The following is a 22531-nucleotide window of genomic DNA, read 5'->3' as shown; positions in this document are numbered from 1 at the left end:
CGACTCAGCGGTTGCGCGGGTCGGTGAACCGGTCGTCGTCGGCCTCGCCGGTCGAGCGGCCACCGTTCTCGTCGCTGGCGTGCGACCGCTCGTCGGGTGCCACATAGGGCTGCCCCGTGCGCTCGGCCTCCTCGCGCGCGGCGACCTCGTCGGCCAGGCGCTCGGCGATCTCGCCGCGATAGGTGGCACGACGGATGCGGCGCACCATGTCCACGATCAGCAACACCACGACGACCACGACGAGGAACGGCACGAGGAACCCGAAGATTCCGGGCGTGACCTGGTCGGGGTCGACCTTGAGCGTCGGGGTCGGGCTGGGCGTGGGGCTCACGGCCGTGTATGCGGCATCCCGGATCGCGGCGGTCAGGGCGTGGGTCATTCGGTGTCCTCGATTCCGGTGAACAGGTCGGTTTCGGAGTCGAGGGTTTCGACATCCGACCAGACGAGTTCGAAGTCTTCGTACGGCCAGGCGGCCCGCTGCAGGTCGTTCGACCAGAAGAAGAAGTTGCTGTCGGGCGAGACCTGGCAGGCGTGCGAGCGCAGGGCCTGGTCGCGCACCTCGAAGAAGTCGCCAGCCGGAACGTGCGTGGTCGACGTGTCGGGGCGGTCCTTCATCCACTCGAGCGTGCCCTGCAGTTCTTCGAGCAGAGGCGACTCGGGGTCGGTGCGGTGCAGCTCGTCGACGTTGGCTTTCATGCGCGGGTAGTTGAAGATGCGGTCGTAATAGAGTTTCGTCACCTTCCACGGCTCGCCCAGCTCGGGGTAGAGCGTCGGGTCGGCGGCGGCCTCGATGGCGGCGACCGAGATCTGGTGGGTGCGGATGTGGTCGGGGTGCGGGTAGCCGCCGTTCTCGTCGTAGGTCACGAGAACCTGCGGCTTGAACTCCCTGATCAGCTTGACGAGCGGCTGGCGCGAGATCTCGAGCGGGATGCTGGCGAACGAGTTCGCGGGCAGCGAGCCGTCTTCGCGGGCCATCCCGGAGTCGACGTAGCCGAGCCAGCGGTGTTGCGCGCCGAGTGCCTGTTGCGCGGCCGCCATCTCGAGGCGTCGCAGCCCCGGCAGGTCGCGTTCGGCCATGGCCTGGCGTTCGAGGTTCGGGTTGAGGATGTCTCCAGCCTCGCCTCCCGTGCAGCTGACGATCATCACCTCCCGCCCGAGCGAACGGTAGTAGGCCACGGTCGCGGCACCCTTCGACGATTCGTCGTCGGGGTGGGCGTGAACGGTCATCATTCGCAGGGTCACGAAGCGGTCTCAACTCTCAGCATTTGGCAATAGCCTTGTAGGACAAGCGTAATCGTTCCGCGTGTGGAGACTGATCCGATGTCACAAGTTGAGGGCCCGTCCGGCCGTCGTCCCGGCCAGGGGCGTCAGGGTTCGGGCAGCGGTGTTCCCGCGACGGGTTCGCGCTCCTCCGACATCCCCGCTACTGGGGGCAGACGCGGGTTGGTCGTCGAGGACGACGTCGCGGCCGAGGACGGTGCCGTCGGCGCCGAACGTCCCCGGCTGCCCGAGCCCGTCATCGCGGCCGGCAACGAATCGATCGCCGAACGCTATGGCCGCGGGCGCCGCACACGCTCGCGCGAGAAGACCGTGCTGGCGATCTTCGGCGGACTCATCGTCGTCGTGTTCGCAGCCTGGGTGCTGTGGGCGGGGCTCGACGGCAATGCGCCGGCGCTCGAGGCCCGCGACATCGGGCACAAGGTTGTCGACGAGCATCAGGTGCAGGTCACGTTCGAGGTCACGGCCGAGCCCGGCACCCCCATCAACTGCGTGGCGCAGGCGCTCAACGAGGAGTTCGCTCCCGTGGGCTGGAAGGTGCTCGAGATTCCGGCATCCGAGCAACGCACGCGCCAATTCACGACGGATGTCTTGACGACAGAACTCGGCAACACCGGGTTGATCTACCGTTGTTGGCTCGCCTAGACTGACCAGCTAATACGTTTTGACTTCCAGCGCCCCGGCCTTCGTCGGGGCGTTCGTTACTGTTAGGAGTTCCTCGTGGCCGATCAGACCGACGTCACCTTCCTCACCCAGGACGCGTTCGACCGTTTGCACGCCGAGCTCGATCGCCTGTCGACGACGGGTCGCGAAGAGATCGCCAAGCGCATCGAGGCGGCTCGCGAAGAGGGCGACCTGAAGGAGAACGGCGGCTACCACGCTGCCAAGGACGAGCAGGGCAAGCAGGAGGCGCGCATCCGCACCCTGACGGCACTGTTGCGCGACGCCAAGGTGGGCGTCACCCCCGAATCGTCGGGTGTCGTCGAGCCCGGCACCGTCATCACGGCAAACGTGGCGGGCGGCAGCGAGGTCTTCCTGCTCGGCAACCGCGAGATCGCCGCCAACAGCGACCTCGACGTCTACAGCGAGAAGAGCCCGCTCGGCGAGGCCATCCTCGGCCTGAAGGTCGGCGAGAAGACGAGCTACACGGCCCCCAACGGCAAAGAGATCTCGGTCGAGATCGAGAAGGTCGAGACCTACGCCGGCCAGTAGCCGGCCCGCTCTTCTCCTCCACTTTCCCCCTTTCCCCCTTTCCCCTCGTCCAAAAGGCTCCGGTGCCGCCGGGGCCTTTTGCGTGCTCGGGCACGACGACCGGCTATCGCGTACGCCGAGCTGCCACGCCTGCCTGCCACGCCTGCCTGCCTGCCTGCCTGCCACGCCTGCCTGCCACGCCTGCCTGCCTGCCACGCCTGCCTGCCTGCCTGCCACGCTGGCCTGCCACGCCCGCCTGCCACGCCTGCGGCTCGCCTCTCTTACCTGCCCGTCCCGGCCAGCCCCGCAGCGGCAAGGGCCTTGAGCGGCCCGAGCGTGACATGACGTGGTCCCTTTCGGCGTCGACGTGCCGACCTTTGATTGCGCGTTCGCATATTCCGTTTGGACTATTCCATCTGGAATAGTCCAACTGGAATAGTCAAACCCCCACAGATGTGTTGACGCCGGCCACTTGCCGGAGCAGAAACGCGGCGCGCGTCGACCGTACCGAGCAGATCGGGAAACTCGGATCCGCCGAGCGCGCAGCCGTCGGCTGTTCGAGCCTCCACACTGCTGGGCGGGCGGCAAAACGAAGGGCGCGCGGAAGCATCGACCGGAACGGTGCTCGCACTTCCCAGATGCGAGATTGGTGACCTCGCGGGGCTCAAGTCCCCGAGGATGAACCCGCGGGGATGACCCGGGCGGGTCTCAAGTCCTCGAGGATGACCTCGCGGGGATGACCCGGCGGGGCTCAGTCTTCGAGGATGTGTGGTTCGTAGCCCGCGGCGCGCAGCGTGTCGACGACGTGCTGACGGTGCTGCGGATCGCGCGTCTCGACGCTCAACTCGAGCTCGACCTGGCCGATCTGCAGGCCGTGCCCGTGCCGCGTGTGCAGCACCTCGATGACGTTGGCGTTGGCGGCGGCGACGAGTTCCGAGGTCCGCGCCAGCTGGCCCGGGCGGTCGGGCAACGGGATGCGCAGCGTCAGGTAGCGATCGGATGCCGCCAGGCCGTGTGCGATGACGCGCTGCATGAGCAAGGGGTCGATGTTGCCGCCCGAGAGGATGAGGGCGGTGGGCCCCGAAGCCGTCACTTTGCCCGCGAGCACGGCCGCGACACCCGCCGCACCGGCCGGCTCGACGACCATCTTGGCGCGCTCCAACAGCACCAGCAGGGCCTTGGCCATATCGTCTTCGGTGACCGTGACGACCTCGTCGACATAGTCTCGGATGATCTCGAAGTTCAACGCTCCGGGGCGCCCGACAGCGATGCCATCCGCGATGGTCGGGTTGACCGTGATGGTGGTCGGCTCCCCCGAGGCGAGCGACGGCGGATAGGCGGCGGCGTTCTGGGCTTGCACACCGATGACGCGCACGACGCGACCATCCTTGGCCGCCCTCTGTTTGACCGCCGCGGCGACACCCGCGATGAGCCCGCCGCCGCCGATCGGCACGACGATGGTCTCGAGGTCGGGCACGCTCTCATAGATCTCGAGGCCCAGCGTTCCCTGGCCCACGATGATGTCGGGGTGGTCGAACGGCGGGATGAAGATGGCGCCCGTCTCTTCGGCGTAGGCGGCCGCCGCGCGCAGGGCCTCGTCGACGGCCGTGCCCCCCAGCACGACCTCGGCGCCGTAGTTCTTGGTGGCCTGCAGCTTCGGCAGGGGCACGCCCATGGGCATGAAGATGGTCGAACGGATGCCGAGCTCGCGCGCCGCGAACGCCACACCCTGGGCGTGGTTGCCCGCCGACGCCGCCACGACACCGCGTGCACGCTCCTCGGCGGTGAGCTGCGACATCCGGTTGTAGGCGCCGCGGATCTTGTAGGAGCCCGTGCGCTGCAGGTTTTCGCATTTCAGGTAGACGGGCTGGCCGAGCAACTCGGCGAGGTAACGGGATGATTCGAGCGGAGTGTCTTGAGCAACCTTCGCGACGACGGCGCGGGCGGCCTCGAATTGCTCGAGCGTGGCGATCAGACCGCGTTCGGACGCGGAACCGGTATCGGAAGCGGCCTCGGAAAGCCCACCCCCCACCGATTCGGCCACGAGTTCGTCTTCGACATAGGTGCGGGAATCTTGCGTGTCACTCATTCGGGAGCCTGAGCGCCTTTCTTGCGAGCGGATGACCCGACGCGCGGGTTCCGCGGAACGGTTTGCCAGAGCGCGGAGCCCGGGACGACCTGGGGAGATAGCCCCGGCGTCTTCCAGACCCCACTCGCGACGTAGCGCACCATCACGTTGATGACGGCGGCGATCGGAACCGCGAAGAGGGCGCCGGGGATGCCGGCTAAGAGAGTGCCGCCGGCCACGACGAGCACGACGGCGAGCGGGTGCACCTTGACGGCGCTGCCCATGAGGAGGGGCTGCAACACGTGGCCCTCGACCTGCTGCACGAGCAGGACGATGCCGAGCATGAAGAGCGCGATCGCCCAGCCGTTGTAAACCAGGGCGATGAACACCGCGACGGCCCCCGTGACCACGGCGCCGACGATCGGCACGAAGGCACCGAGGAACACGAGCACGGCGATGGGGGCCGCGAGCGGCACGCCCAGAGCGAAGGCTCCGATGCCGATGCCCGCGGCGTCGATCGTGGCGACGAGAATCTGGGTGCGGGCGTAGTTGGTGAGCGTCGACCATCCGGCGGTTCCGGCACCGTCGACGGCGCTGCGGGCGCGGCGCGGCATGAGGCGCACGACCCAGCGCCAGATGCCCCGGCCGTCGATCAGGATGAAGAGCAGGCAGAAGAGGGACAGGAACAGGCCCGTCGCCACGTGGCCGAGCGTCGAACCGATCGAGAGCGCACCGCTGACGAGCACTTGAGAGTCTTGTTGGATCGACCCGAAGAGGCCCTGGATCCACGCGTTGATGTCGGCCTCGGTGACATGCAGGGGCGACTGCAGCAACATCTCTTTGAGGTCGTCGAAGGACTGCACCGTGCGGTCGCGCACCTCGCCGAACTGACGGGAGATCTGCCAGATGGCCAGCGCGAGCAACCCCGAGACCGCCACGAGCGCGCCCAGCACGGCGGCCGCGATGGCCAGACCGCGCGGCCACTTGTGCCGGTGCAGGAAGTTGACGAGCGGCGTGAGCAGAGCCGCGACGAGCACACCGATGAGCAGCGGGATGACGATCAACCGCAGCTGGATGACGAGGAAGACGGCGAGCGCCGTGACCCCCGCGATGACCAGGATGCGCCAGCCCCACGCCCCGGCGATGCGCATGCCGCGCGGCACCGCGTCCTCGTCGACACCGGAGTCTTCGATCACGACGACGGGCTCGTCGGACGGGGTCTGGAACAGGCGCTGCCACCAACTGCTCTTCGTCGTGTCGCTCATCGCTCAAGTCTAGGAGTAGGGCCATACCCATGGGGCTATACCGCTTGCCCCAGAACGGCCGCCGCGCGTGTCGGTGGCCGGCGATACTCTGACCCACATGAGAGAACAGGGGCGCGCATGACCGAGAAGGTGTCGATCACGAGCGCGCGCCGCATCGCGCTGGCCGCGCAGGGGTTCGGGCGCGAGGTGCCGGCGAGCGTCGGCACGCGTCAGCTCACCGGCACGCTCGACCGGCTCGGCGTCTTGCAGATCGACTCCGTCAATGTGTGGGAGCGCAGCCACTACTTGCCCGTCTTCGCGCGCCTGGGTTCCTACGACAAGTCGTTGCTCGACGCGATCACGCTGGCACCCCGCGCCCGCTACCTCGAGTACTGGGGCCATGAAGCCACGTTCATGCGGCGCGAGATGTTGCCGCTCTTCCAGTGGCGCATGGATCGGTACCGCGACCGCGCCCTGGCCGACTCCGACGGCTGGGTGCGCGAGAACCGCGCCACGCTCGACTGGCTGCTCGCCGAGATCGGCCGCGGAGGCCCGCGTGCCGCGAGCGACATCGAGCACGAAGACAATGTGCGTCAGGGGCCGTGGTGGGGGTGGTCCGACGTGAAGCGCGGGCTCGAGGTGCTGTTCCGCAGCGGCGAGCTCGTGTCTGCCGGCCGCAAGGGGTTCGAGCGGCGTTATGCCTTGCCCGCCCAAGTCCTTCCCGCTGACATCACCTCCCGCGTCGTAGCGAAACCGGATGCCATACGAGAACTCGTCAGCCACGCGGCCCGAGCCCACGGCATCGGCACGCTCGACGACATCGCCGACTACTTCCGCCTGCCATCGGCCGACACCCGTGATGCCATCCGAGACCTTGTCGACGCGGGCGAGCTGCTTCCCGTCGCGGTCGAGGGGTGGTCGCAGGGCGGCAAACCGCGTCCGGCCTGGCTGCACCGTGACGCACGGCGCCCGCGGCGCATGGATGTCGACGCACTGCTCTCCCCCTTCGACCCCGTCGTCTGGGCCCGCAGTCGCGCCCTGCGGCTCTTCGACTTCCACTACCGCATCGAGATCTACACCCCCGAGCCGAAGCGCGTCCACGGCTACTACGTGCAGCCCGTGCTGATCGACGGCATCATCGCCGGGCGCGTCGACCTGAAGAACGACCGGCAGAGCAAGACGTTGCTCGTGCAATCGGCGTGGCGCGAGCCATCCGCACCGCCCGAGACCGCCGAGAAGCTCGCGGCATTGCTCCGACGCGCCGCCGAGTGGCAGGGACTCGAAAAGATCTCGGTGCGCGACCGAGGAACGCTCAGCAGCGAGTTGCGAGCAGCCCTCGGAGACGCGCTCACGCACTAAAGCGTCTGTACCGAGTGGCGGATGGGGAGAAGTGCCCATGACATCCGCGTGTTTTCGGGCTTCTTACCCTCTTTCAGGGGTCCGAAAACTGCTACGTTTGCCACGACGCACCGAACACTGAGGACGAGTGATTGCCATGGCAGACGAAGAGCGCCCCGACCAGCAGGGGCAGAACGAGAACACCCACCGGCCCGAGAACGGCGAACAGCACGCCGGCTCGACGCCCCCGCCCATCCCGCCGCAGGGGCAGCAGCCCTTCGTGCCGCCGGTTGCCGGCCAGCAGGGCCAGCAGGGCTACGGTGCGCAGCAGCACGGCCAGCAGGCCTCCGGCGCGAACCAGCAGGGGCAGGCTCCCTACGGCGCCGGCCACGACGGACAAGCCGCGTACGGGTCCGGCCAGCAGGGCCAGGGTTCCTACGGTTCCGGCCAGCAGGGCCAGTCCGGGCAGCAGGGCCCGTCCGGCTCCGCTCCCTACGGCGCGGGCCAGACCGACCCTTCGCAGTCGCAGCCTCAGCCGCCCTACGGCGCAGGCCCGTCCGGTCAGGGTCAGCCTCCCTACGGCGCCGGCCAGCCTCAGCCGCCGTATGGCGCTCAGCCCGGCCAGGGTCAGCCCGGTCAGGGTCAGCCCGGTCAGCCCGGTCAGCCTCCTTACGGTGCCGGACAGCCCGGACCGTATGCCGGTCAGCCGGGGCAGCCCGGACAGCCCGGACAGCCCGGGTACGGCGCCGCGTACTTCCCGGCAGGTGGCCCCGGCCCCCAGAAGCCGCGCATGGATCCCAAGAAGAAGAAGCGCGTCATCCTGCTCAGCGTGATCGCCGCGGCAGTCGTGCTACTGCTCGCGATCGGCGGCATCGTGGCGGCTGTCGTCGTGGGCGCGAACAACGGCCCCGAGGCGCTCGTGCGCAACTACCTCACCGCGATCAGCGAGGGCAAGGCCGAAGAAGCCAACAAGCTGGTCGACCCGGGTCTCGGCGAAGAAGAGACCGTTCTTCTCACCGACGACGTGCTGCGCGAATCGCCCGAGTTCATCTCGAAGCCCAAGGTCTCGCGCATCTCTTCGAGCCGCGACAGCGCCTACGCCTCGATCACCTACGTGCTCGACGGTCGCACCTACGACGCCACGCTCGACCTGAGCAAGGACGACGGCAAGTGGACCATCGACAAGCCGCTGCTGTCCACGATCTACATGTACTCGTCGACGAACACCAAGGCCAGCGTCAACGGCACCACGGTGGACTTCACCGACAAGGGCAGCATCCAGGCCTACCCCGCCGTCTACGACATCGGCGCTCCCGAGGGCGACCTCTTCGAAGCCGACGCGCAGACCTTCACGGCCGGCACGGGCGGTAAGGCGAACTACGAGGGCATCGAGCTCGGCCTGAAGCCGACGAAGGCCCTCACGGACGCCGTGCAGAAGGAAGTCAACGCGCACCTCGACGAGTGTGTCGCCTCGACGGACACCAACCCCGAGGGCTGCGGACTGCGCATCCCCACCTACCTCGACTTCTCCTCGGTGTCGAGCGTCGCCTACAAGGTCAACACCTACCCGACCGTGACGGTCGACGAGAACGGACGCTACTTCGAGTCCGGCGAGGGCGACGTGGGCGCCACCGTCAACGGCACCAAGTTCGACGGCTCCGCAGGAACGGTCGAATACGGCTCGGACGACTGGGGCCCCTCCGGCAAGATCAGCATCGACGCCGACGAGAAGGTCACGCTCGAGTTCTACTAAACCGACAGGACGCTGAGACGCGGCTCGCCGGGAACGGAAAAGGGGCGGTTCGAACCGAGAGGTTCGGACCGCCCCTTCGTCGTCTGCGCGGAAGACAAGACCGGCGAGAAGTACCTCCGCCCGGTGGGCGTGCCCGACGATCAGCCCACACCGTATGGCCTGGCCCAGGGCACGAGATATGGGCCCAGCAAACGACCCCTTCGACCGAACACATCTCGGCTCCGTGTCATCTGGCCGGTCTGCGCTGCATGGCTGGACGACGAGTCAGCAGGTTTAGAAGCCGCCGCCCATGGTGCGCAGACGCTCGACCCGGTCGGGGATGGGCGGGTGCGTGGCGAAGAGACGATCCATGACGCCCGGCTTCATGGGGTCGGCGATCCACAGGTGCGCCATCGAGCTGTTCTGCTTCTGCATGGGTCGACCGTAGGCTGCGAGCTTCTGCAGCGCGCTGGCGAGCGCTTCGGGGTGGCGTGTCGTGAGGGCGCCCGTTGCGTCGGCCAGATACTCGCGCTGACGCGAGATCGCCAGCTGCACGACCGTGGCCACGAGGGGCGCCACGAGCATGGCGACGAGGCCCACGATCATGATGACCGGGTTGCCGCCGCCATTGTTGTTGTTGCGGTTGCCGCCGAAGAACGCCATGCGCAGGAACATGTCCGAGATGAAACCCACGGCGACGACGAGCCCGAAGACCACCATCGACACGCGGATGTCGTAGTTGCGCACGTGGCCCAGCTCGTGCGCCATGACGCCCTCGAGCTCGGGGTCTGTCATCAGGTCGAGCAGACCCGTGGTGGCCGCAACCGAGGCGTGCTGCGGGTCGCGACCCGTGGCGAACGCGTTGGGCGCCGGGTCGTTGATGATGTAGACCTTGGGCATCGGCGTGCCCGTGGCGATCGACAGGTTTTCGACGATGCGATAGAGCCGTGGGTTGTCGCGCTTCTCGATCTCTTGCGCGCCCGACACCGCGAGGGCCTGCTTGGCGGCGAAGAAGTACTGGAACAGCGCGTAGGCGGAGGCACCCAGGATCGTGAAGATCACGATCGTCGGGCTGTTGTAGATATAGCCGGCGAGCCAGCCCAGCCCGCCGATGATCAGCAGGAAGAACACGATGATGAAGACCGTGTTGCGTTTGTTCTTAGCTATTGCGCGATACATCTAGACCTCGTCGATCAGGGCGGGCCGGATGCCGCGACTAGAACTGCACGCGCGGAGGCTCTGCGATGGCCGCGCTGTCGGTGACCTCGAAGAACTCGCGCTCAGAGAAGCCGAGGTTCTTGGCGAACAGGTTGTTGGGGAACACCTTGATCTTGGTGTTGAGCTCGCGCACGCCACCGTTGTAGAACCGGCGAGACGCCTGGATCTTGTCTTCGGTGTCGACCAGCTCGCCCTGCAACTGCAGGTAGTTCTGCGACGCCTGCAGCTGCGGGTATGCCTCGGCCACGGCAAAGATCGACTTCAGAGCCTGCTGCATGTGGTTCTCGGCAACGGATGCCTCAGCAGGGCTGGCGGCGCCGAGCGTCTCTGCGCGGGCCTTCGTCACGTTCTCGAACACCGACTTCTCGTGGGCGGCATAGCCCTTCACGGCTTCGATGATGTTCGGGATGAGGTCGGCACGGCGTTTCAGCTGAACCGTGATGTCGCTCCAGGCCTCGTCGACGCGAACGTTGAGGGTGACGAGGGAGTTGTAGGTGACCCAGAAGTAGATGCCGATCACAGCGACCAGGGCGACGACGATGAGTACCGGGATGAGCCATTCCATGGCCTGGGCTCCTAAAAGTAGTGAGGCAGAAAAAGGTGCGGGTATGGGCAATCCTACTGGCCCCTGTCCGAGTGTCGGCTGTGTTTCAGCTGGGGCAGAAAGACCGGGCGGGCTGGGAAATACGTCCAAAGGCGGCGAGTGGGTTGCGGGAATCCGGGATGGCCGGGCTAAATGGTATGTGGTGGGGATTTCACGTATCAACCGAGCAGCACAAGCCCGGGCGCAGTCGTCTGTGTCGTCTGAGGCGAACTCGGCGATCCCCGGGCAGGCGCAGGATGCGAAATCCTCTCGCTTTCGTGGGATTCTCGGGGTCGCTCTTGCCGCGTTGATCGTGCTGACGGGCGCTTCGGTACTCACCGGCACCTCCGCGGCCTTCGCCGAGTCGACGCCCAGCCCCGCGCCTCCGGCCACGTCCCCCGCCCCGCTGCCGGCACCCACCATCACGTCTCCCGCGCCGGGCACTTTCGTCAACGGCACGAACGTGCGCGTGCAGGGCACCAAGGCGTCGGGCACGAGCATCCAGATTCTTGCGGGACCTGGGCAGGACAGTCTCTGCCAGGTTTCGGGCGATGCGGGAACGACGTTCGACTGCGTGGTGCCGGTGTCGCAGAGCGCCAGGCAGTTCGTGCTCACGGCCGTGCAATACGGCGGCGGTCAGGCCGAGAACCAGCGCGCTTCCGTGGCCATCCAGGCGCTCATGCCGCCCACCGTGAACGCGCAAAGCGGGACGACGCCCGGGCCGATCAGCGGCACGGGCTACCCGGGCGCCACCGTGACCGTGGCCTCGAACGGCAACGAGTTCGCCACGACGACCGTCACGAATGGCGGCACGTGGGGTGCCACCATCCCCGATTCGACGCCGTCGGGCACCTACAGCGTTCAGGCGACGCAAGCGTTCACGCCGGGGGGCGCCTCGTCCCGGCCGAGCGCCAGCGTGCCCATTCAGGTCGAGATCGAGAGCATCCCCGCACCGACCATCACGTCGCCGACCAACGGGCAGAACGTGTCGCCCGCCGGCGCCACCTACTCGGGCACGGGAAAAAACGGGCTCACCGTGATGGTCAACGCCGGCAACGAGCAGGGCGAGCGACTCGTGTGCACGGCGACCGTGTCGGGCGGGCGCTGGAGCTGTTCGGGGGCGGGTATGCCCTCGGGCGTCGCCACCCTCATCGCACTGCAGACCGACGGGAAGAACCTGCCGGCCTCGAGCATTCCCGTGAGCGTGAACTATGGCGCGGCATCCGGGTCGGCTGGTACGCCGACGACGCCGGGCACACCCGGCAGCGCCCCTCAGGCGCCGGGCACGAAGACCCCCGCGCCCACGGCAGCGCCTGCACCCGGGTCGACCGCAACCCCCGCGCCCGCGCCCGCCACCCCCGAACAGACGCCCAGCGACGGAGCCACTCCCCCTGGCGGTGGCGGCGGGCTGCAGGAGGACGGCGGCACCTGGGCCGAAAGCACGCCCTTCACGAACGCGCTGCAACCCACATCCGGTGTGCTGTTCACCGCGGACTGGTGGCGCGCCGTCGCGCTGGCCGCCGGAGCCATTGCGCTGCTGCTCGTGCCGGCCCGACTGCTCGCGAACATCGTCGCCGCGCGCATCTCGCCCGTCAGGCGTCACGGGCACGGCATCTCCCACTTCACCGGGCGCAACCGCTCGGCCGCCGAATTCGACCGCGCGCCCGAGCTGCCGAGTCCCGGCGTGTGGGTGACCGGAGCCTTCGGCATCGTCATGACGGCCATCCTCGTGATGCTCGCCAACCCCATCGAGGGCCAGCCCGGCTACCTGCGGCTGCTTCTCGCCTCGGTGATCGCGCTACTTCTCGTGAACGCCGCCGGAACGCTCGTGCCCGTCGTGCTCGCGCGGTGGTGGAAGGCCGGGCCCGCCACCATCAAACTCGCGCCGCGCTATCTGATCGCCGTCGCCGCGGCATCCGCCCTGTCGCGCGTGCTCGAATTGCAACCCGCCATCCTGTTCGGGCTCGTCTTCACCGTCAGCCTCGTGAGCGTGATCGGTGCCGAGCTGCGGGGCAAAGTGGCCCTCGCCCGCATCGCCGCCGTGTTCTCGGTGGGTGTGGTCGGATGGGTCACTACCGGCCTGATCGGTCAGCCGTCCGGGTTCTGGGGTGCGCTGGGGTCGGAGATCGCCGGCATCACGGCCATGGCCGGCGTCGGATCGGCGGCCATCATGCTCATCCCGCTGGGGCAGCTCAGCGGGCGGGCGATCTACTCGTGGTCGAAGCCGCTCTGGATGGTCGTGACGCTCATGATGTTCACGGCGCTGTTCCTGCAGCTCGGGCCCGTGATCGACAGCTGGCAAGGTGGAGTGGCCGCTTCGGTCGCCGTTCTCCTGGCCGCGGGGTTCGGTGCCGTCTCGCTGTCGCTGTGGTTGTGGCGGCGCTACATTCAGCCCGCGTTGCGCTGAGCGGGCTGAACGTCTAGCCGGGCCGAACGTCTAGCCGGGCTGGGGCTTAGCCGGGCTGGTTTCTGGTCGGACTGTTTAGCGGTCGCCGAAGACGACGGGCAGGCCGCTCTGGTGCCAGCCCGTGATGCCACCCACGATGTTGACGGCGTCGTAGCCCTGCTGCTCGAGGTAGTCGGTGACGCGCGCGCTGCGACCGCCCGAGTGGCACAGCACGTAGACCGTGGAGTCATCCGGGATCTTGTCGAGGTTCTCGGTGAGCGTGCTCATGGGCACGTGCGTGGTGCCGTCGACATGCGCCTCGGCCCACTCGTCGTCCTCGCGCACGTCGATGATGCGGGGGCTGTCGATGGCCTGCAGGTCGCTGGGGGTGATCTCCTTCATGTGTCCATCCTGTCACGCTCTCGGCCCGGCGATCAGGGGGCCATGGCGACGGATGTCGGTGGCTGCGGCGAGAATAGGGGGATGTTCCTCGTGCTCGATCGCCTGCCCGGCGGTTCGGCGCGCCTCACCGAGGTCGACGACTCGGGAGCCGTGCTCGACAGCATGACCCTCGCCGCCGACGAGGTGGCGCGCGAGGTCGACCGACGCGAGCGCGTTGCCGATGCGGCCGCGGCGATCGATGTGGATTCGGAAGCCGGTGCTGATACGAGTGCTCGCGGCGCCCAGAAGCGCGACGCGAGCTCAGGCGCCGCCCGGCCCCGCTGGGTCTGGGACGACACGTCGGTTTGGTATGGCGAGTTGCTGCAACACGGCGTGCTCGTCGAACGTGCCTGGGACTTGCGCCTGTGTCGCACCATTCTGCGCCGCGCCGTCTCGACGCGCACCAGCCGTCTTCGCGCGTCCCCGCTAGATGCCTGGGACGCCCCGCCCGCCTTCGTGCGCCCGACCCGGGGTGAGACGCTCTTCGACGGCCTGCTCGACGACGAGGCCCCGGCAGACTCCGGGCTGTCGGCGCTCGACGAGTTGCAGCGGCAACTCGAGGCGCTGGCGTCGAGCTCAGAACCGGGGCGCCTGCGGTTGCTCCTCGTCGCCGAGTCGACGGGCGCACTCATCGCCGCCGAGATGCGCCACAGCGGTGTGCCGTGGCGGGCCGATGTGCACGATCGACAATTGACAGACATCCTCGGTTCTCGACCCACTCACGCTGGGCGACCCGAGAAGCTCGAACGACTGGCCGACGAGATCCGGGGGCTGCTCGGCGCGCCCCAGCTGAACCCCGATTCGCAGCCCGAGCTGTTGCGGGCGCTGCGGCAGGCGGGCCTCGGCGTGACCTCGACGAGCAAATGGGAGCTGGGCGAGCTCACGCATCCGGTCATCGAGCCCCTGCTGCGTTACAAGAAGATGTCTCGACTGCTGGGCGCCAACGGCTGGGCCTGGATGGATGCGTGGGTGCGCGACGGCCGGTTCCACCCCGACTATGTGGTGGGCGGCGTCGTGACGGGCCGCTGGGCAACCTCGGGAGGCGGGGCGCTGCAACTGCCCGCACAGATCCGTTCGGCCGTGCAAGCCGACGACGGCTGGAAGCTGATCGTCGCCGACGCGGCCCAGCTCGAGCCGCGCATCATCGCGGCCATGTCCCGCGATACGGCGATGGCCGACGCCGGACGCGAACGCGACCTGTATCAAGGCCTCGTCGACGCGGGCGTCGTCGACACCCGGCCGCACGCGAAGCTCGCCATGCTGGGCGCCCTCTACGGCGCGACGTCGGGCGAGAGCGCGCGACTCATGCCGCGCCTGCTCAAGGCCTACCCGAAGGCCACGGGGCTCGTCGAGGCGGCCGCACGGGCCGGCGAGGCGGGCGAGCAGGTGAGCACATGGCTGGGGCGCAGCTCGCCGCTGCCCTCGGACGAGTGGCGTGAAGTCACGCGACTCATCGGGCAGGAAGGCACCTCCCCCGCCGACGAGAAACGCGCCCGCCAGGTGGCTCGCGATTGGGGCCGCTTCACGCGCAACTTCGTGGCGCAGGGCACGGCGGCCGAGTGGGCCATGTGCTGGATGGCGGGGCTGCGGTTGCGTCTGCGCTCGCTGCGCACGGCCGCGGGAACGCCGCAGCTCGTGTTCTTCCTGCACGACGAAGTCATGGTGCACGCGCCCGCCGCGGTAGCCGACGAGGTCGCGAGAGCCGTGCGCGAATCCGCCGCCGAGGCCGGCCGACTGCTGTTCGGCGGCTTCCCCATCGACTTCGCGCTCGAGGTGGCGATCGCCGACAACTACGCCGAGGCGAAGTGACGGCTGGCCACAATCCCATCATGGTGTCCGCTGACGCCTCATAACCCAGTGTCGCAGGCGATGCAAGACCCCCGTTTGACGAGCGAATCTCACCTATGGTCGCGTCATGGGGATTTCGAAAAAGACCACCACCCTGGCCACCGTCGCCGCAGCAGCCGTCGTGGTGGGGCTGACCGCCCTGCCGGCCGATGCGGCCACGACCACACGGTGGGCCGACTTCACGGATCTCGCCGGCGCGGCCGGCGCGCAGACCGGAGCGCTGAGCCTCGGCCTCGGGGCGTTCCCGGACGCGACCATCGCGACGGACGCGGGTACCCGGAACGCCGGAGTCGTGTCAGGCGCCACGACATGGCTCTCGCCGACGACCCCTGTGGGGTCGAAATACGGAACGTCGCGCAACCAGGAGTACCTCAACCTTCCCGCTACGACATCCAATGGCCCGTCGACCACCACGTACACCTTCGACGCCGCGACGCCGACCGCTGGCTGGGCCATCGTGCTGGGCGACATCGACGCCGATGCCGTGCGGGTGAGCGCTACAACCGCGACCGGTGCCGCCGTGCCGACCGCTCAATTGAACTACCGGGGCGGCTTCAATTACTGCTCGAACAGCGGGGCGGGTGAGCCATCCTGCACCGGCGCCGCGACCGATGTGCCCACCTGGGACCCGGCGACAGCGACCCTCACCGGCAACGATGGCGCCTCGGACACCTCGGGCGCGGCCGGGTGGTTCGAGCCTACGGCGGCCATCAAGTCGCTCACTTTCACCTTCACGAGCCGCAGCGGTTTGCCGATCTTCCAGACCTGGTTCACCGGACTCGCCCGGGACATCAGCGGGTCCGTCGCTTCGACCGCCGACGGCGGCTCGGCCTACGCGGGGGCGACGCTGACCCTGACCGATGCAAACGGTGATGCCGTCGCGACCACGACATCCGACGCGTCGGGGGCCTACGCGTTCCCCGGCTACACCGCGGCACCCGGTTACACCGTCGCCGTGGAGGTGCCCGCCGGCTGGACCGCGAACGGACCCATGAATCGCGGTGTCGACCTCACCACGCAGGATGCCGCGAACGTGAACTTCGAGCTCGCACCCCCGGTCGTCGCGCCATCGGGAACGATCGCCGGTTCCGTGCTCGACGAGGAGGGCGTGCCCGTGCCCGACGTCACCATCGACCTCGACGGAGCCCTCGCCGACGTCACGACGACGACCGACGCTGACGGCACCTACGACTTCGCCGGCCTCGATGTCGGCGATTACACGGTAACCGCGACGGCACCGGATGACTTCGAGTTCGTCGGTCCGGCGGCGCAGACGGTGAGCATCGACGACCCCGGAGCGGCGGTCACAGTGCCCGCCTTCCGACTCGCGGCCGTCGTCGCCGAGCCGACCCCGACGCCCACGCCCACGCCCGATCCCACCGCGACTGCCGCGCCGACATCGGTGCCGAGTCCGTCCGATGCCCCCACCGGTGCGCCCACTCCCGGGAACGTCGGTGGCCGACCGGGATCCGGCTCGTTGCCGGCGACGGGTGCTGAGACCCTCCCCGGTCTGACGATCACCGCTGGCCTCCTCCTCGGACTTGGCGCCCTGTTCGCCCTGGGCTCGGGCTCCGCGGCAGCTCGACGCCGCCGCGTCCACGCCCGTACCGAACGCTAGACCTGCAGACGGAACGTGGCGCCGCACACCCTGTGGTGCCGCGTTCCGTCCTTCCGGAGGCGGCCGTTCCCGCCCCGAACCGGGGGTATGCGAAAGACGCCGGATGCGGTTATCTGAGGATGTGTCCGATTCGACGCCGCCAGCTGTTGCGAAACGTTATCGGAGCCCCCAGGCACGGCCGACGGTGACCGACATCTACTCCTCCGATTCCGGATGGACGAGAGCACCGGGCGCTCCGCGTTTGACCCACTCCCTCGCCACTGAGCTGCGCGCTCAGGGGGTCACCATGGTGCGCACCCGGTGGCGGTTCACCACCAAGGAGTTCACGATCGCGTCGCTGATCCCGCCGGACTAGCCCGGCAGGCGTCCGAGGCCGTCTACGACCGGGATGGCCGCGAGCAGACGCTGTGTGTAAGCATCCTGAGGGTTCGTCCACACGCTGTCGACGGGCCCGCGCTCGACGATCTTGCCCGCGCTCATGACCGCGACGTCGTCGGCGATCACGCGCACCACCGACAGGTCGTGGCTGATGAACAGCAGAGCCGCGCCCGTCTCGACCGCCAGCTTGCGCATGAGCTTCGCCACCCGCGCCTGCAGCGACGCGTCGAGCGAGGCGATGGGCTCGTCCCCGATCAAGAGTTCGGGACCGGCCGCGATGGCCCGCGCGATGGCGATGCGCTGACGCTGACCGCCCGAGAACTGGTGCGGGTAGCGGTCGCGGCTCGAGGCATCCAGTTCGACGTGTTCGAGCAGCTGCGGCACATTCCAGGCATCGCGATCGGGGTTCACGCGCAGACCGTCCTCGATCTGGCTGCCGATCGTGCGGCGCGGGTTGAGCGACGCGAACGGGTTCTGGAACACCATCTGGATGCGCATGAGCGCCGGGTCGCGTTTGCGCAGCCCGAGCTTGCCGATGCGCTGACCGTTGAAGCTGATCGAACCGGCCGACGTGGGTTCGAGGCCGCAGACCGCGCGCGCCAACGTCGATTTGCCGCATCCGGATTCGCCCACCAGGCCGAGCACCTGACGGGGTTCGAGGTCGAAGCTCACCCCGTCCACGGCGTTGAGGGTGCCGCGTCCGGGCAGCTTGTAGGTGACGCGCACGTCGTCGAGCGAGAGCAGAGTCATGACAGACCGCCTTCGGTAGGTGCCGCATCCCGAGCATTCGCTGCACCGGCTTCATGGGGCGCATCGGCTGCGTCGGGCAGCGCCTCGATGAGCGCCCGCGTATAGGGATGCTGCGGATCGGTAATCACCTGGAACCGTGAGCCGTGCTCGACGATCTCGCCCATGCGCATAACCGCGATCGTGTCGGCCAGCGCCGACATCACGCCGAGGTCGTGCGTGACGAGGATGATCGCGATGCCGAGTTCGTCGCACAGCGTGCGCAGCAGCCGCAAGATTCCGGCCTGCACCGTCACATCGAGCGCCGTCGTGGGTTCGTCGGCGATCAGCACCGACGGCTCGCACATGAGCGCCGACGCGATGGCGATGCGCTGCAACTGCCCACCCGAGAACTGGTGCGGGTATTTGCGCAGGGCCGCCTCGGGACTCGGCACGGCCACGAGGCCCAACATCTCGAGCGCCCGCTGCTTCGCAGCCTTCTTCGACGCACCGGTGTGGTGCCGATAGTGGTCGATCAGCTGCGCCTCGATCGTGAGCATGGGGTGCAGGCTCGCGGTCGGGTCTTGGAAGATCATGGCGATCTTGGCGCCGCGGTATTCGTTCATGGCCCGCTGCTTGAGCTGCGTTAGTTCGACACCCTCGAAGCGGATGCTTCCACCCACGTTGGCGCCCGCGGGCAGCAGCCCGCACACGGCGAGCCCCGTCATGGTCTTGCCCGAGCCCGATTCGCCCGCAAGCCCCGTGATCTGGCCGGCCGGCACGTCGAGGTCGATGCCGCGCAGGATCTGCTTCTCGGCATCCCCCCGCCCGAAACTGAGGGTCAGTCCTTGAATTGTGATTCCGGATGCGCTCACAGCGCCCTCCCCTGAACGGCTTCCTGCGAGCGCGGGTCGAGCGCGTCCCGCAACGCGTCGCCCAAGAAGTTGAAGGCGAGCACGACGGTGAGAATGGCGAGGCCCGGGAATGCGGCGATCCACCACGAGGAGAAGTTCTGCACACCATCCGACACCATGGCACCCCAGTCGGGTGTGGGCGGCACGGCGCCGAGGCCCAGGAAGGAGAGGCCGGAGAGCAGCAGGATGGCCGTGCCCACGTCGAGCGTGGCGAGAACGACAACGGGCGACACGACGTTCGGCAGGATGTCCTTGCTGAGCGACGTGAACGGGCCGTTGCCGAGCAGGCGACCGGCCACCACGTATTCGGCGTTGCGCGCACCCAGCACGAGCGACCGTGTGACCCGGGCATAGGCCGGCCACGACACGATGAGCATGGCGATGACGGCGTTGGTCAGGCTGGGCCCGAGCGACGCGGCGATGACCATGGCCAGGATGATGGTCGGGAACGCGAACACCAGGTCGGCGATGCGCATGATGGTCTCGTCGAGCGCCTTGCCGAAGTAGCCCGCGATGGCGCCCAAGACCGAGCCGATGAGCATGGCGAAGATCACGAGCATGAGGGCGAGCGGGATCGACACCTGCGCACCGCTGATGACGCGCGACAGGACGTCGCGCCCCACCTGGTCGGTGCCGAACCAGTGCGCGGCGCTCGGTGCCTGCAGGCGGTCGAAGTCCTGCGCCAGCGGGTCGAACGGGCGGATGAGGGGCGCGAACACGGCGACCAGCAGCCAGAAGGCCACGATGACGCCGCCCGTGATGGCGAGCGGCGTGCGCAACTGCTTCGAGATGCGCAGACGGGAGCGGCGCTTGGTCTGAACGGCCAGGACGTCGGTCATGCCACCCTCACTCTCGGGTCGATGAAGCCGTAGAGCACGTCGACCAGGAAGTTGAGGCCGATGTAGACGAAGCCCACGACGAGGCCCACGCCCATGATGGCGGGGAGGTCGAGCTTGGTGGCGGCCGAGTAGGCGTACTCGCCGAGGCCGTGCCACGAGTAGACCTTCTCGACGAGCACGGTGCCCGACAGCAGCGAGCCGAAGGCGACGCCCAGCACCGTGATGATGGGCACGAGGGCGCCGCGCAACACATAGCGCGTCACGACGACGCGGCCGGGCAGGCCTTTGGCGCGGGCGGCGCGCACGAAGTCCAGGTCGAGCACCTCGAGGATGGCCGAGCGGGCGAAGCGCGTGAGCAGGCCGATCGTGTAGAGCGCCAACACCGAGGCGGGCAGGATGAGGTGAGCCACGGCATCCAGGAACGTGTCGACCTGCCCGGCCAGCAGCGAGTCGACCGTGAACAGCCCCGTGACGGTGGGCGGTGGAATGGCCGCGGGCGACAGCCGGCCCGAACCGGGGAACCAGTGCAGCTGCGAGAAGAAGACGAAGTAGACGACGAGCGCGAGCCAGAACGACGGCACCGAGATGCCGATGAGGCTCACGACACGGATCATCTGGTCGGTGATGGTGCGGCGCTTCAGGGCCGCCCACATGCCGAGGCCCACGCCGATGACGATCGAGATGACGATGGCGGTGAGGGCGAGCTCGGCGGTGGCGGGAAAAGCTCGGCCGAGTTCATCCGCCACGGCACCGCGGGTCTGCTGCGACGTGCCGAGATCGCCGTGCAGCAAGTTGGTGACATACGTGACGTATTGCACGGGGAGGGGCTTGTCGAGGCCGGCGTTCTCGCGGAACTGGGCGACGATCGCGGGATCGGCCGCGGCCTGCTCGCCGAGCGCCGCTTGCACGGGATCGGCGGGGACGAGGTTCGTGAGCGTGAACGTGACGAGGGTGACCCCGAACATCAGCAGGACCGTGAGGCCCAGGCGGATGCCGAGGTAGCGCGCGAGCGGGTGCAGACCCGCTCGCGCGCTCTTCGTCGGAGCGGTTTTACTGGATTCCGGCAAGATCGACGGTCCAGGTGGGGTTGAGCGGCACCGTCTTGATCGTGGTAGCGGTGACCACGTTCTGTGCGGGCTGCAGCAGCGGGATGAACGGGCCGGACGCGTTCTGGGCCTTCTGCAGGTCCTGGTACGCGGTGGCGCGCGCGTCGGTGTCGGTCGCGGCGATCGCGGCGGCGGCGAGGTCGGTCACGGTGGGGTCGGCACCGGCAGCCCAACCGGCGCGCAGGCCGACGAGTTCACCGGGCGTGAAGGCCAGGTAGTTCGACGGGTCCGGGAAGTCCGGGCCCCAGTACCAGAGGCCGACGGTCTCCTTGCCGTCGCGGTAGGAGTCGAGCTCCGTGGCGACAGGCGCGGGTGCGAGGGTGACGGTGATGCCGACGCTCTTCAGCTGCGCCTGCACCGATTCGGCGATGCTCTGCAGCGACAGGCCCTGCACCGTGATGTCGTTCGGGAAGTTCAACGTGACGGCCTCGCCGGCGTAACCGGATTCGGCGAGGGCGGCCTTCGCGGCGTCGGCGTCGAACTGGTTGCCGTCCTTCGCGTCGAGCGCACCGTTGAAGATCGAGGGGATGAATCCGCCGGGGCGCACAGAACCCTCACCCGAGAGGTCGACGATCTTGTCGTAGTCGATGCCGAGCTTGACGGCCTCGAGGAACTTGGGGTTGCTCGTGATCTTCGAGACGGACGGGTCCTGGTTCAGCAGCAGGAAGATCATGTAACGCGAGGGGTTCGCGATGATCGAGACCTTCGAGTCGTCGAGCTCGGCGACCTGGTCGGGGTTCAGGTCGAGGGCGACCTGCGAGTCACCGGCCTCGACGTTGAGCTTCTGCGTGGGGCCCTGCACGTTGCGCAGCACGACGCGCTCGTAGGCCGGCTTGGTTCCCGTGTATTCGGGGTTGGCCGTGAAGACCACCTGCGAGGCGGCGTCGAAGGACTCCAGCTTGTAGGGGCCAGAACCAGCCGATTCCTTGTTCAGGAACGCTTCGGCGTCGTCGTCGGCCGAGGTGCTGCCGCCGTTCTTCTCGACGATCTCCTGGTTGACCACGCCGAGGGCGGGGTTCGGCAGGATGAACGGCAGCGCCGGGTTGGGGGTCGCCGACGTCAGGGTCAGGGTCGTGTCCGAGGTCTTCTCGATCGTGATGCCGTCGAGCAGGAACGAGGGGTTACCCTTCACGCCCTGCACGCGCTGCAGCGAGAACACGGCGTCGTCGACGGTCACGTCGGTGCCGTCGGAGAACTTCTTGCCGTCCTTCATGGTCAGGGTGAGCACCGTGTTGTCGGCGTTCATCTCGTAGCTGGCGAGTCCGTCGACGGGCTTCGTCACGTCGTCACCGTCGAAGGTGAGGAGCGTTTCGTACAGCGCCTTCGCGACGATCGAGCCCGTGGTCTCGTATTCGCGGTTGGGGTCGGCGGTCTTCAGGTCGAACGAGGCGTCGACGACGAGGGATTTTCCGGAGGCGGCGTTTTCGGTGCCGCCCGCGGAGCAGGCTGTGAGGGCGAGAGCGGCGGCGACGACGAGGCCGACCGCTGCAGTGCCGCGTCGGGTAGCGCGGCGGGAGATTGGTGACAAGGTGGTGCTCCTTATCTGGTTGGAAGGATAGGGCTGAAAGTAGTGTGTTTGCCGATCATTCGTCAATTACAGATTGCAACGTACGGAAAAAATGT

General features: G+C 68.1%; 20 protein-coding genes. 8 read left to right on the top strand and 12 right to left on the bottom strand.

Going from position 1 to position 22531, the window contains the following annotated elements; translation table 11 throughout:
* Window positions 1-4: 4 nt before the first annotated feature.
* Window positions 5-379: a hypothetical protein gene (locus tag ACZ6IE_RS04975; protein ID WP_464607040.1), complete on the bottom strand. Its 375-nt coding sequence runs from the start codon at window positions 377-379 to the stop codon at window positions 5-7.
* Window positions 376-1227, bottom strand: a complete 852-nt coding sequence (gene mca / locus ACZ6IE_RS04970; RefSeq protein ID WP_464607039.1) for a mycothiol conjugate amidase Mca — start codon at window positions 1225-1227, stop codon at window positions 376-378. Before mca ends, ACZ6IE_RS04975 begins: the two co-directional genes overlap by 4 nt.
* Window positions 1228-1320: 93 nt before the next feature.
* On the opposite strand from mca, the gene ACZ6IE_RS04965 reads away from it, so the two are divergent.
* Window positions 1321-1923 carry a DUF4307 domain-containing protein gene (locus ACZ6IE_RS04965; protein ID WP_464607038.1) on the top strand — a complete coding sequence of 201 codons (603 nt, stop codon included), beginning with the start codon at window positions 1321-1323 and terminating at the stop codon, window positions 1921-1923.
* Between the two features lie 75 nt (window positions 1924-1998).
* Window positions 1999-2490 (top strand): transcription elongation factor GreA, encoded by a 492-nt coding sequence (greA, locus tag ACZ6IE_RS04960; RefSeq protein ID WP_077053611.1) that lies wholly within the window; start codon window positions 1999-2001, stop codon window positions 2488-2490.
* A 730-nt stretch (window positions 2491-3220) separates the two neighbouring features.
* Here the strand turns inward: greA and ilvA are convergent.
* Window positions 3221-4558 (bottom strand): threonine ammonia-lyase, encoded by a 1338-nt coding sequence (gene ilvA, locus ACZ6IE_RS04955; RefSeq protein WP_464607037.1) that lies wholly within the window; start codon window positions 4556-4558, stop codon window positions 3221-3223.
* Window positions 4555-5802 carry an AI-2E family transporter gene (locus tag ACZ6IE_RS04950; protein WP_464607036.1) on the bottom strand — a complete coding sequence of 416 codons (1248 nt, stop codon included), beginning with the start codon at window positions 5800-5802 and terminating at the stop codon, window positions 4555-4557. Before ACZ6IE_RS04950 ends, ilvA begins: the two co-directional genes overlap by 4 nt.
* Window positions 5803-5919: 117 nt before the next feature.
* Between ACZ6IE_RS04950 and ACZ6IE_RS04945 the strand changes: the two genes are divergently transcribed.
* Both ACZ6IE_RS04945 and ACZ6IE_RS04940 read left to right on the top strand, forming a co-directional pair.
* Window positions 5920-7140, top strand: a complete 1221-nt coding sequence (locus ACZ6IE_RS04945; protein ID WP_464607035.1) for a winged helix-turn-helix domain-containing protein — start codon at window positions 5920-5922, stop codon at window positions 7138-7140.
* Between the two features lie 136 nt (window positions 7141-7276).
* Window positions 7277-8872 (top strand): hypothetical protein, encoded by a 1596-nt coding sequence (locus ACZ6IE_RS04940; protein ID WP_464607034.1) that lies wholly within the window; start codon window positions 7277-7279, stop codon window positions 8870-8872.
* A 273-nt stretch (window positions 8873-9145) separates the two neighbouring features.
* Here ACZ6IE_RS04940 and ACZ6IE_RS04935 read toward each other — a convergent pair whose 3' ends face one another.
* A complete protein-coding gene (locus tag ACZ6IE_RS04935; protein ID WP_445997343.1) occupies window positions 9146-10030 on the bottom strand; it encodes a M48 family metalloprotease in 885 nt (294 codons plus the stop codon).
* 37 nt (window positions 10031-10067) lie between these two features.
* Entirely contained in the window at window positions 10068-10634 is a 567-nt protein-coding gene (locus ACZ6IE_RS04930) for a LemA family protein (protein ID WP_077053616.1), read from the bottom strand.
* A 232-nt stretch (window positions 10635-10866) separates the two neighbouring features.
* Here ACZ6IE_RS04930 and ACZ6IE_RS04925 point away from each other — a divergent pair, with 232 nt between their 5' ends.
* Window positions 10867-13059 carry a hypothetical protein gene (locus ACZ6IE_RS04925; protein WP_464607033.1) on the top strand — a complete coding sequence of 731 codons (2193 nt, stop codon included), beginning with the start codon at window positions 10867-10869 and terminating at the stop codon, window positions 13057-13059.
* 75 nt (window positions 13060-13134) lie between these two features.
* Here the strand turns inward: ACZ6IE_RS04925 and ACZ6IE_RS04920 are convergent, their stop codons facing one another.
* Complete coding sequence (locus tag ACZ6IE_RS04920) at window positions 13135-13440, bottom strand: rhodanese-like domain-containing protein (RefSeq protein WP_464607032.1); 306 nt, start codon at window positions 13438-13440, stop codon at window positions 13135-13137.
* A gap of 81 nt (window positions 13441-13521) precedes the next feature.
* Between ACZ6IE_RS04920 and ACZ6IE_RS04915 the strand changes: the two genes are divergently transcribed.
* From ACZ6IE_RS04915 to ACZ6IE_RS04905, 3 genes are all read left to right on the top strand, one after another.
* Window positions 13522-15288 (top strand): bifunctional 3'-5' exonuclease/DNA polymerase, encoded by a 1767-nt coding sequence (locus ACZ6IE_RS04915; RefSeq protein WP_464607031.1) that lies wholly within the window; start codon window positions 13522-13524, stop codon window positions 15286-15288.
* A 106-nt stretch (window positions 15289-15394) separates the two neighbouring features.
* Window positions 15395-16945 carry a carboxypeptidase regulatory-like domain-containing protein gene (locus tag ACZ6IE_RS04910; protein WP_464607030.1) on the top strand — a complete coding sequence of 517 codons (1551 nt, stop codon included), beginning with the start codon at window positions 15395-15397 and terminating at the stop codon, window positions 16943-16945.
* Window positions 16946-17129: 184 nt separating this feature from the next.
* Window positions 17130-17300 (top strand): hypothetical protein, encoded by a 171-nt coding sequence (locus ACZ6IE_RS04905; protein ID WP_464607029.1) that lies wholly within the window; start codon window positions 17130-17132, stop codon window positions 17298-17300.
* Here ACZ6IE_RS04905 and ACZ6IE_RS04900 read toward each other — a convergent pair.
* From ACZ6IE_RS04900 to ACZ6IE_RS04880, 5 genes are read right to left on the bottom strand one after another with little or no spacing between them, the layout of a single operon-like run.
* On the bottom strand, window positions 17297-18073 hold the full coding sequence (locus ACZ6IE_RS04900; RefSeq protein WP_464607028.1) for an ABC transporter ATP-binding protein: 777 nt from the start codon (window positions 18071-18073) through the stop codon (window positions 17297-17299). The genes ACZ6IE_RS04905 and ACZ6IE_RS04900 overlap by 4 nt on opposite strands.
* The gene (locus ACZ6IE_RS04895; protein WP_464607027.1) at window positions 18070-18924 is read right to left on the bottom strand and encodes an ABC transporter ATP-binding protein; all 855 of its coding nucleotides are present in this window, start codon (window positions 18922-18924) and stop codon (window positions 18070-18072) included. The genes ACZ6IE_RS04900 and ACZ6IE_RS04895 overlap by 4 nt, the downstream gene beginning before the upstream one ends.
* Entirely contained in the window at window positions 18921-19802 is an 882-nt protein-coding gene (locus tag ACZ6IE_RS04890; RefSeq protein ID WP_077053622.1) for an ABC transporter permease, read from the bottom strand. Before ACZ6IE_RS04890 ends, ACZ6IE_RS04895 begins: the two co-directional genes overlap by 4 nt.
* On the bottom strand, window positions 19799-20869 hold the full coding sequence (locus ACZ6IE_RS04885; protein WP_445997337.1) for an ABC transporter permease: 1071 nt from the start codon (window positions 20867-20869) through the stop codon (window positions 19799-19801). The genes ACZ6IE_RS04890 and ACZ6IE_RS04885 overlap by 4 nt, the downstream gene beginning before the upstream one ends.
* On the bottom strand, window positions 20853-22436 hold the full coding sequence (locus ACZ6IE_RS04880) for an ABC transporter substrate-binding protein (protein WP_464607026.1): 1584 nt from the start codon (window positions 22434-22436) through the stop codon (window positions 20853-20855). The genes ACZ6IE_RS04885 and ACZ6IE_RS04880 overlap by 17 nt, the downstream gene beginning before the upstream one ends.
* Between the last annotated feature and the right edge of the window lie 95 nt (window positions 22437-22531).

It is taken from the genome of Okibacterium sp. AC114, from assembly GCF_979253355.1.
The sequence above is the reverse complement of the archived record's forward strand: the minus strand, read 5'-3'. Positions and strand labels throughout refer to the sequence as shown.

What these genes read in the sequence shown, in the direction of transcription:
- ACZ6IE_RS04975 (WP_464607040.1), bottom strand. Translation starts at nt 379, where the DNA reads ATGACCCACGCCCTGACCGCCGCGATCCGGGATGCCGCATACACGGCC.
- mca (WP_464607039.1), bottom strand. Translation starts at nt 1,227, where the DNA reads ATGACCGTTCACGCCCACCCCGACGACGAATCGTCGAAGGGTGCCGCG.
- ACZ6IE_RS04965 (WP_464607038.1), top strand. Translation starts at nt 1,321, where the DNA reads ATGTCACAAGTTGAGGGCCCGTCCGGCCGTCGTCCCGGCCAGGGGCGT.
- ilvA (WP_464607037.1), bottom strand. Translation starts at nt 4,558, where the DNA reads ATGAGTGACACGCAAGATTCCCGCACCTATGTCGAAGACGAACTCGTG.
- ACZ6IE_RS04950 (WP_464607036.1), bottom strand. Translation starts at nt 5,802, where the DNA reads ATGAGCGACACGACGAAGAGCAGTTGGTGGCAGCGCCTGTTCCAGACC.
- ACZ6IE_RS04945 (WP_464607035.1), top strand. Translation starts at nt 5,920, where the DNA reads ATGACCGAGAAGGTGTCGATCACGAGCGCGCGCCGCATCGCGCTGGCC.
- ACZ6IE_RS04940 (WP_464607034.1), top strand. Translation starts at nt 7,277, where the DNA reads ATGGCAGACGAAGAGCGCCCCGACCAGCAGGGGCAGAACGAGAACACC.
- ACZ6IE_RS04935 (WP_445997343.1), bottom strand. Translation starts at nt 10,030, where the DNA reads ATGTATCGCGCAATAGCTAAGAACAAACGCAACACGGTCTTCATCATC.
- ACZ6IE_RS04930 (WP_077053616.1), bottom strand. Translation starts at nt 10,634, where the DNA reads ATGGAATGGCTCATCCCGGTACTCATCGTCGTCGCCCTGGTCGCTGTG.
- ACZ6IE_RS04920 (WP_464607032.1), bottom strand. Translation starts at nt 13,440, where the DNA reads ATGAAGGAGATCACCCCCAGCGACCTGCAGGCCATCGACAGCCCCCGC.
- ACZ6IE_RS04915 (WP_464607031.1), top strand. Translation starts at nt 13,522, where the DNA reads ATGTTCCTCGTGCTCGATCGCCTGCCCGGCGGTTCGGCGCGCCTCACC.
- ACZ6IE_RS04910 (WP_464607030.1), top strand. Translation starts at nt 15,395, where the DNA reads ATGGGGATTTCGAAAAAGACCACCACCCTGGCCACCGTCGCCGCAGCA.
- ACZ6IE_RS04900 (WP_464607028.1), bottom strand. Translation starts at nt 18,073, where the DNA reads ATGACTCTGCTCTCGCTCGACGACGTGCGCGTCACCTACAAGCTGCCC.
- ACZ6IE_RS04890 (WP_077053622.1), bottom strand. Translation starts at nt 19,802, where the DNA reads ATGACCGACGTCCTGGCCGTTCAGACCAAGCGCCGCTCCCGTCTGCGC.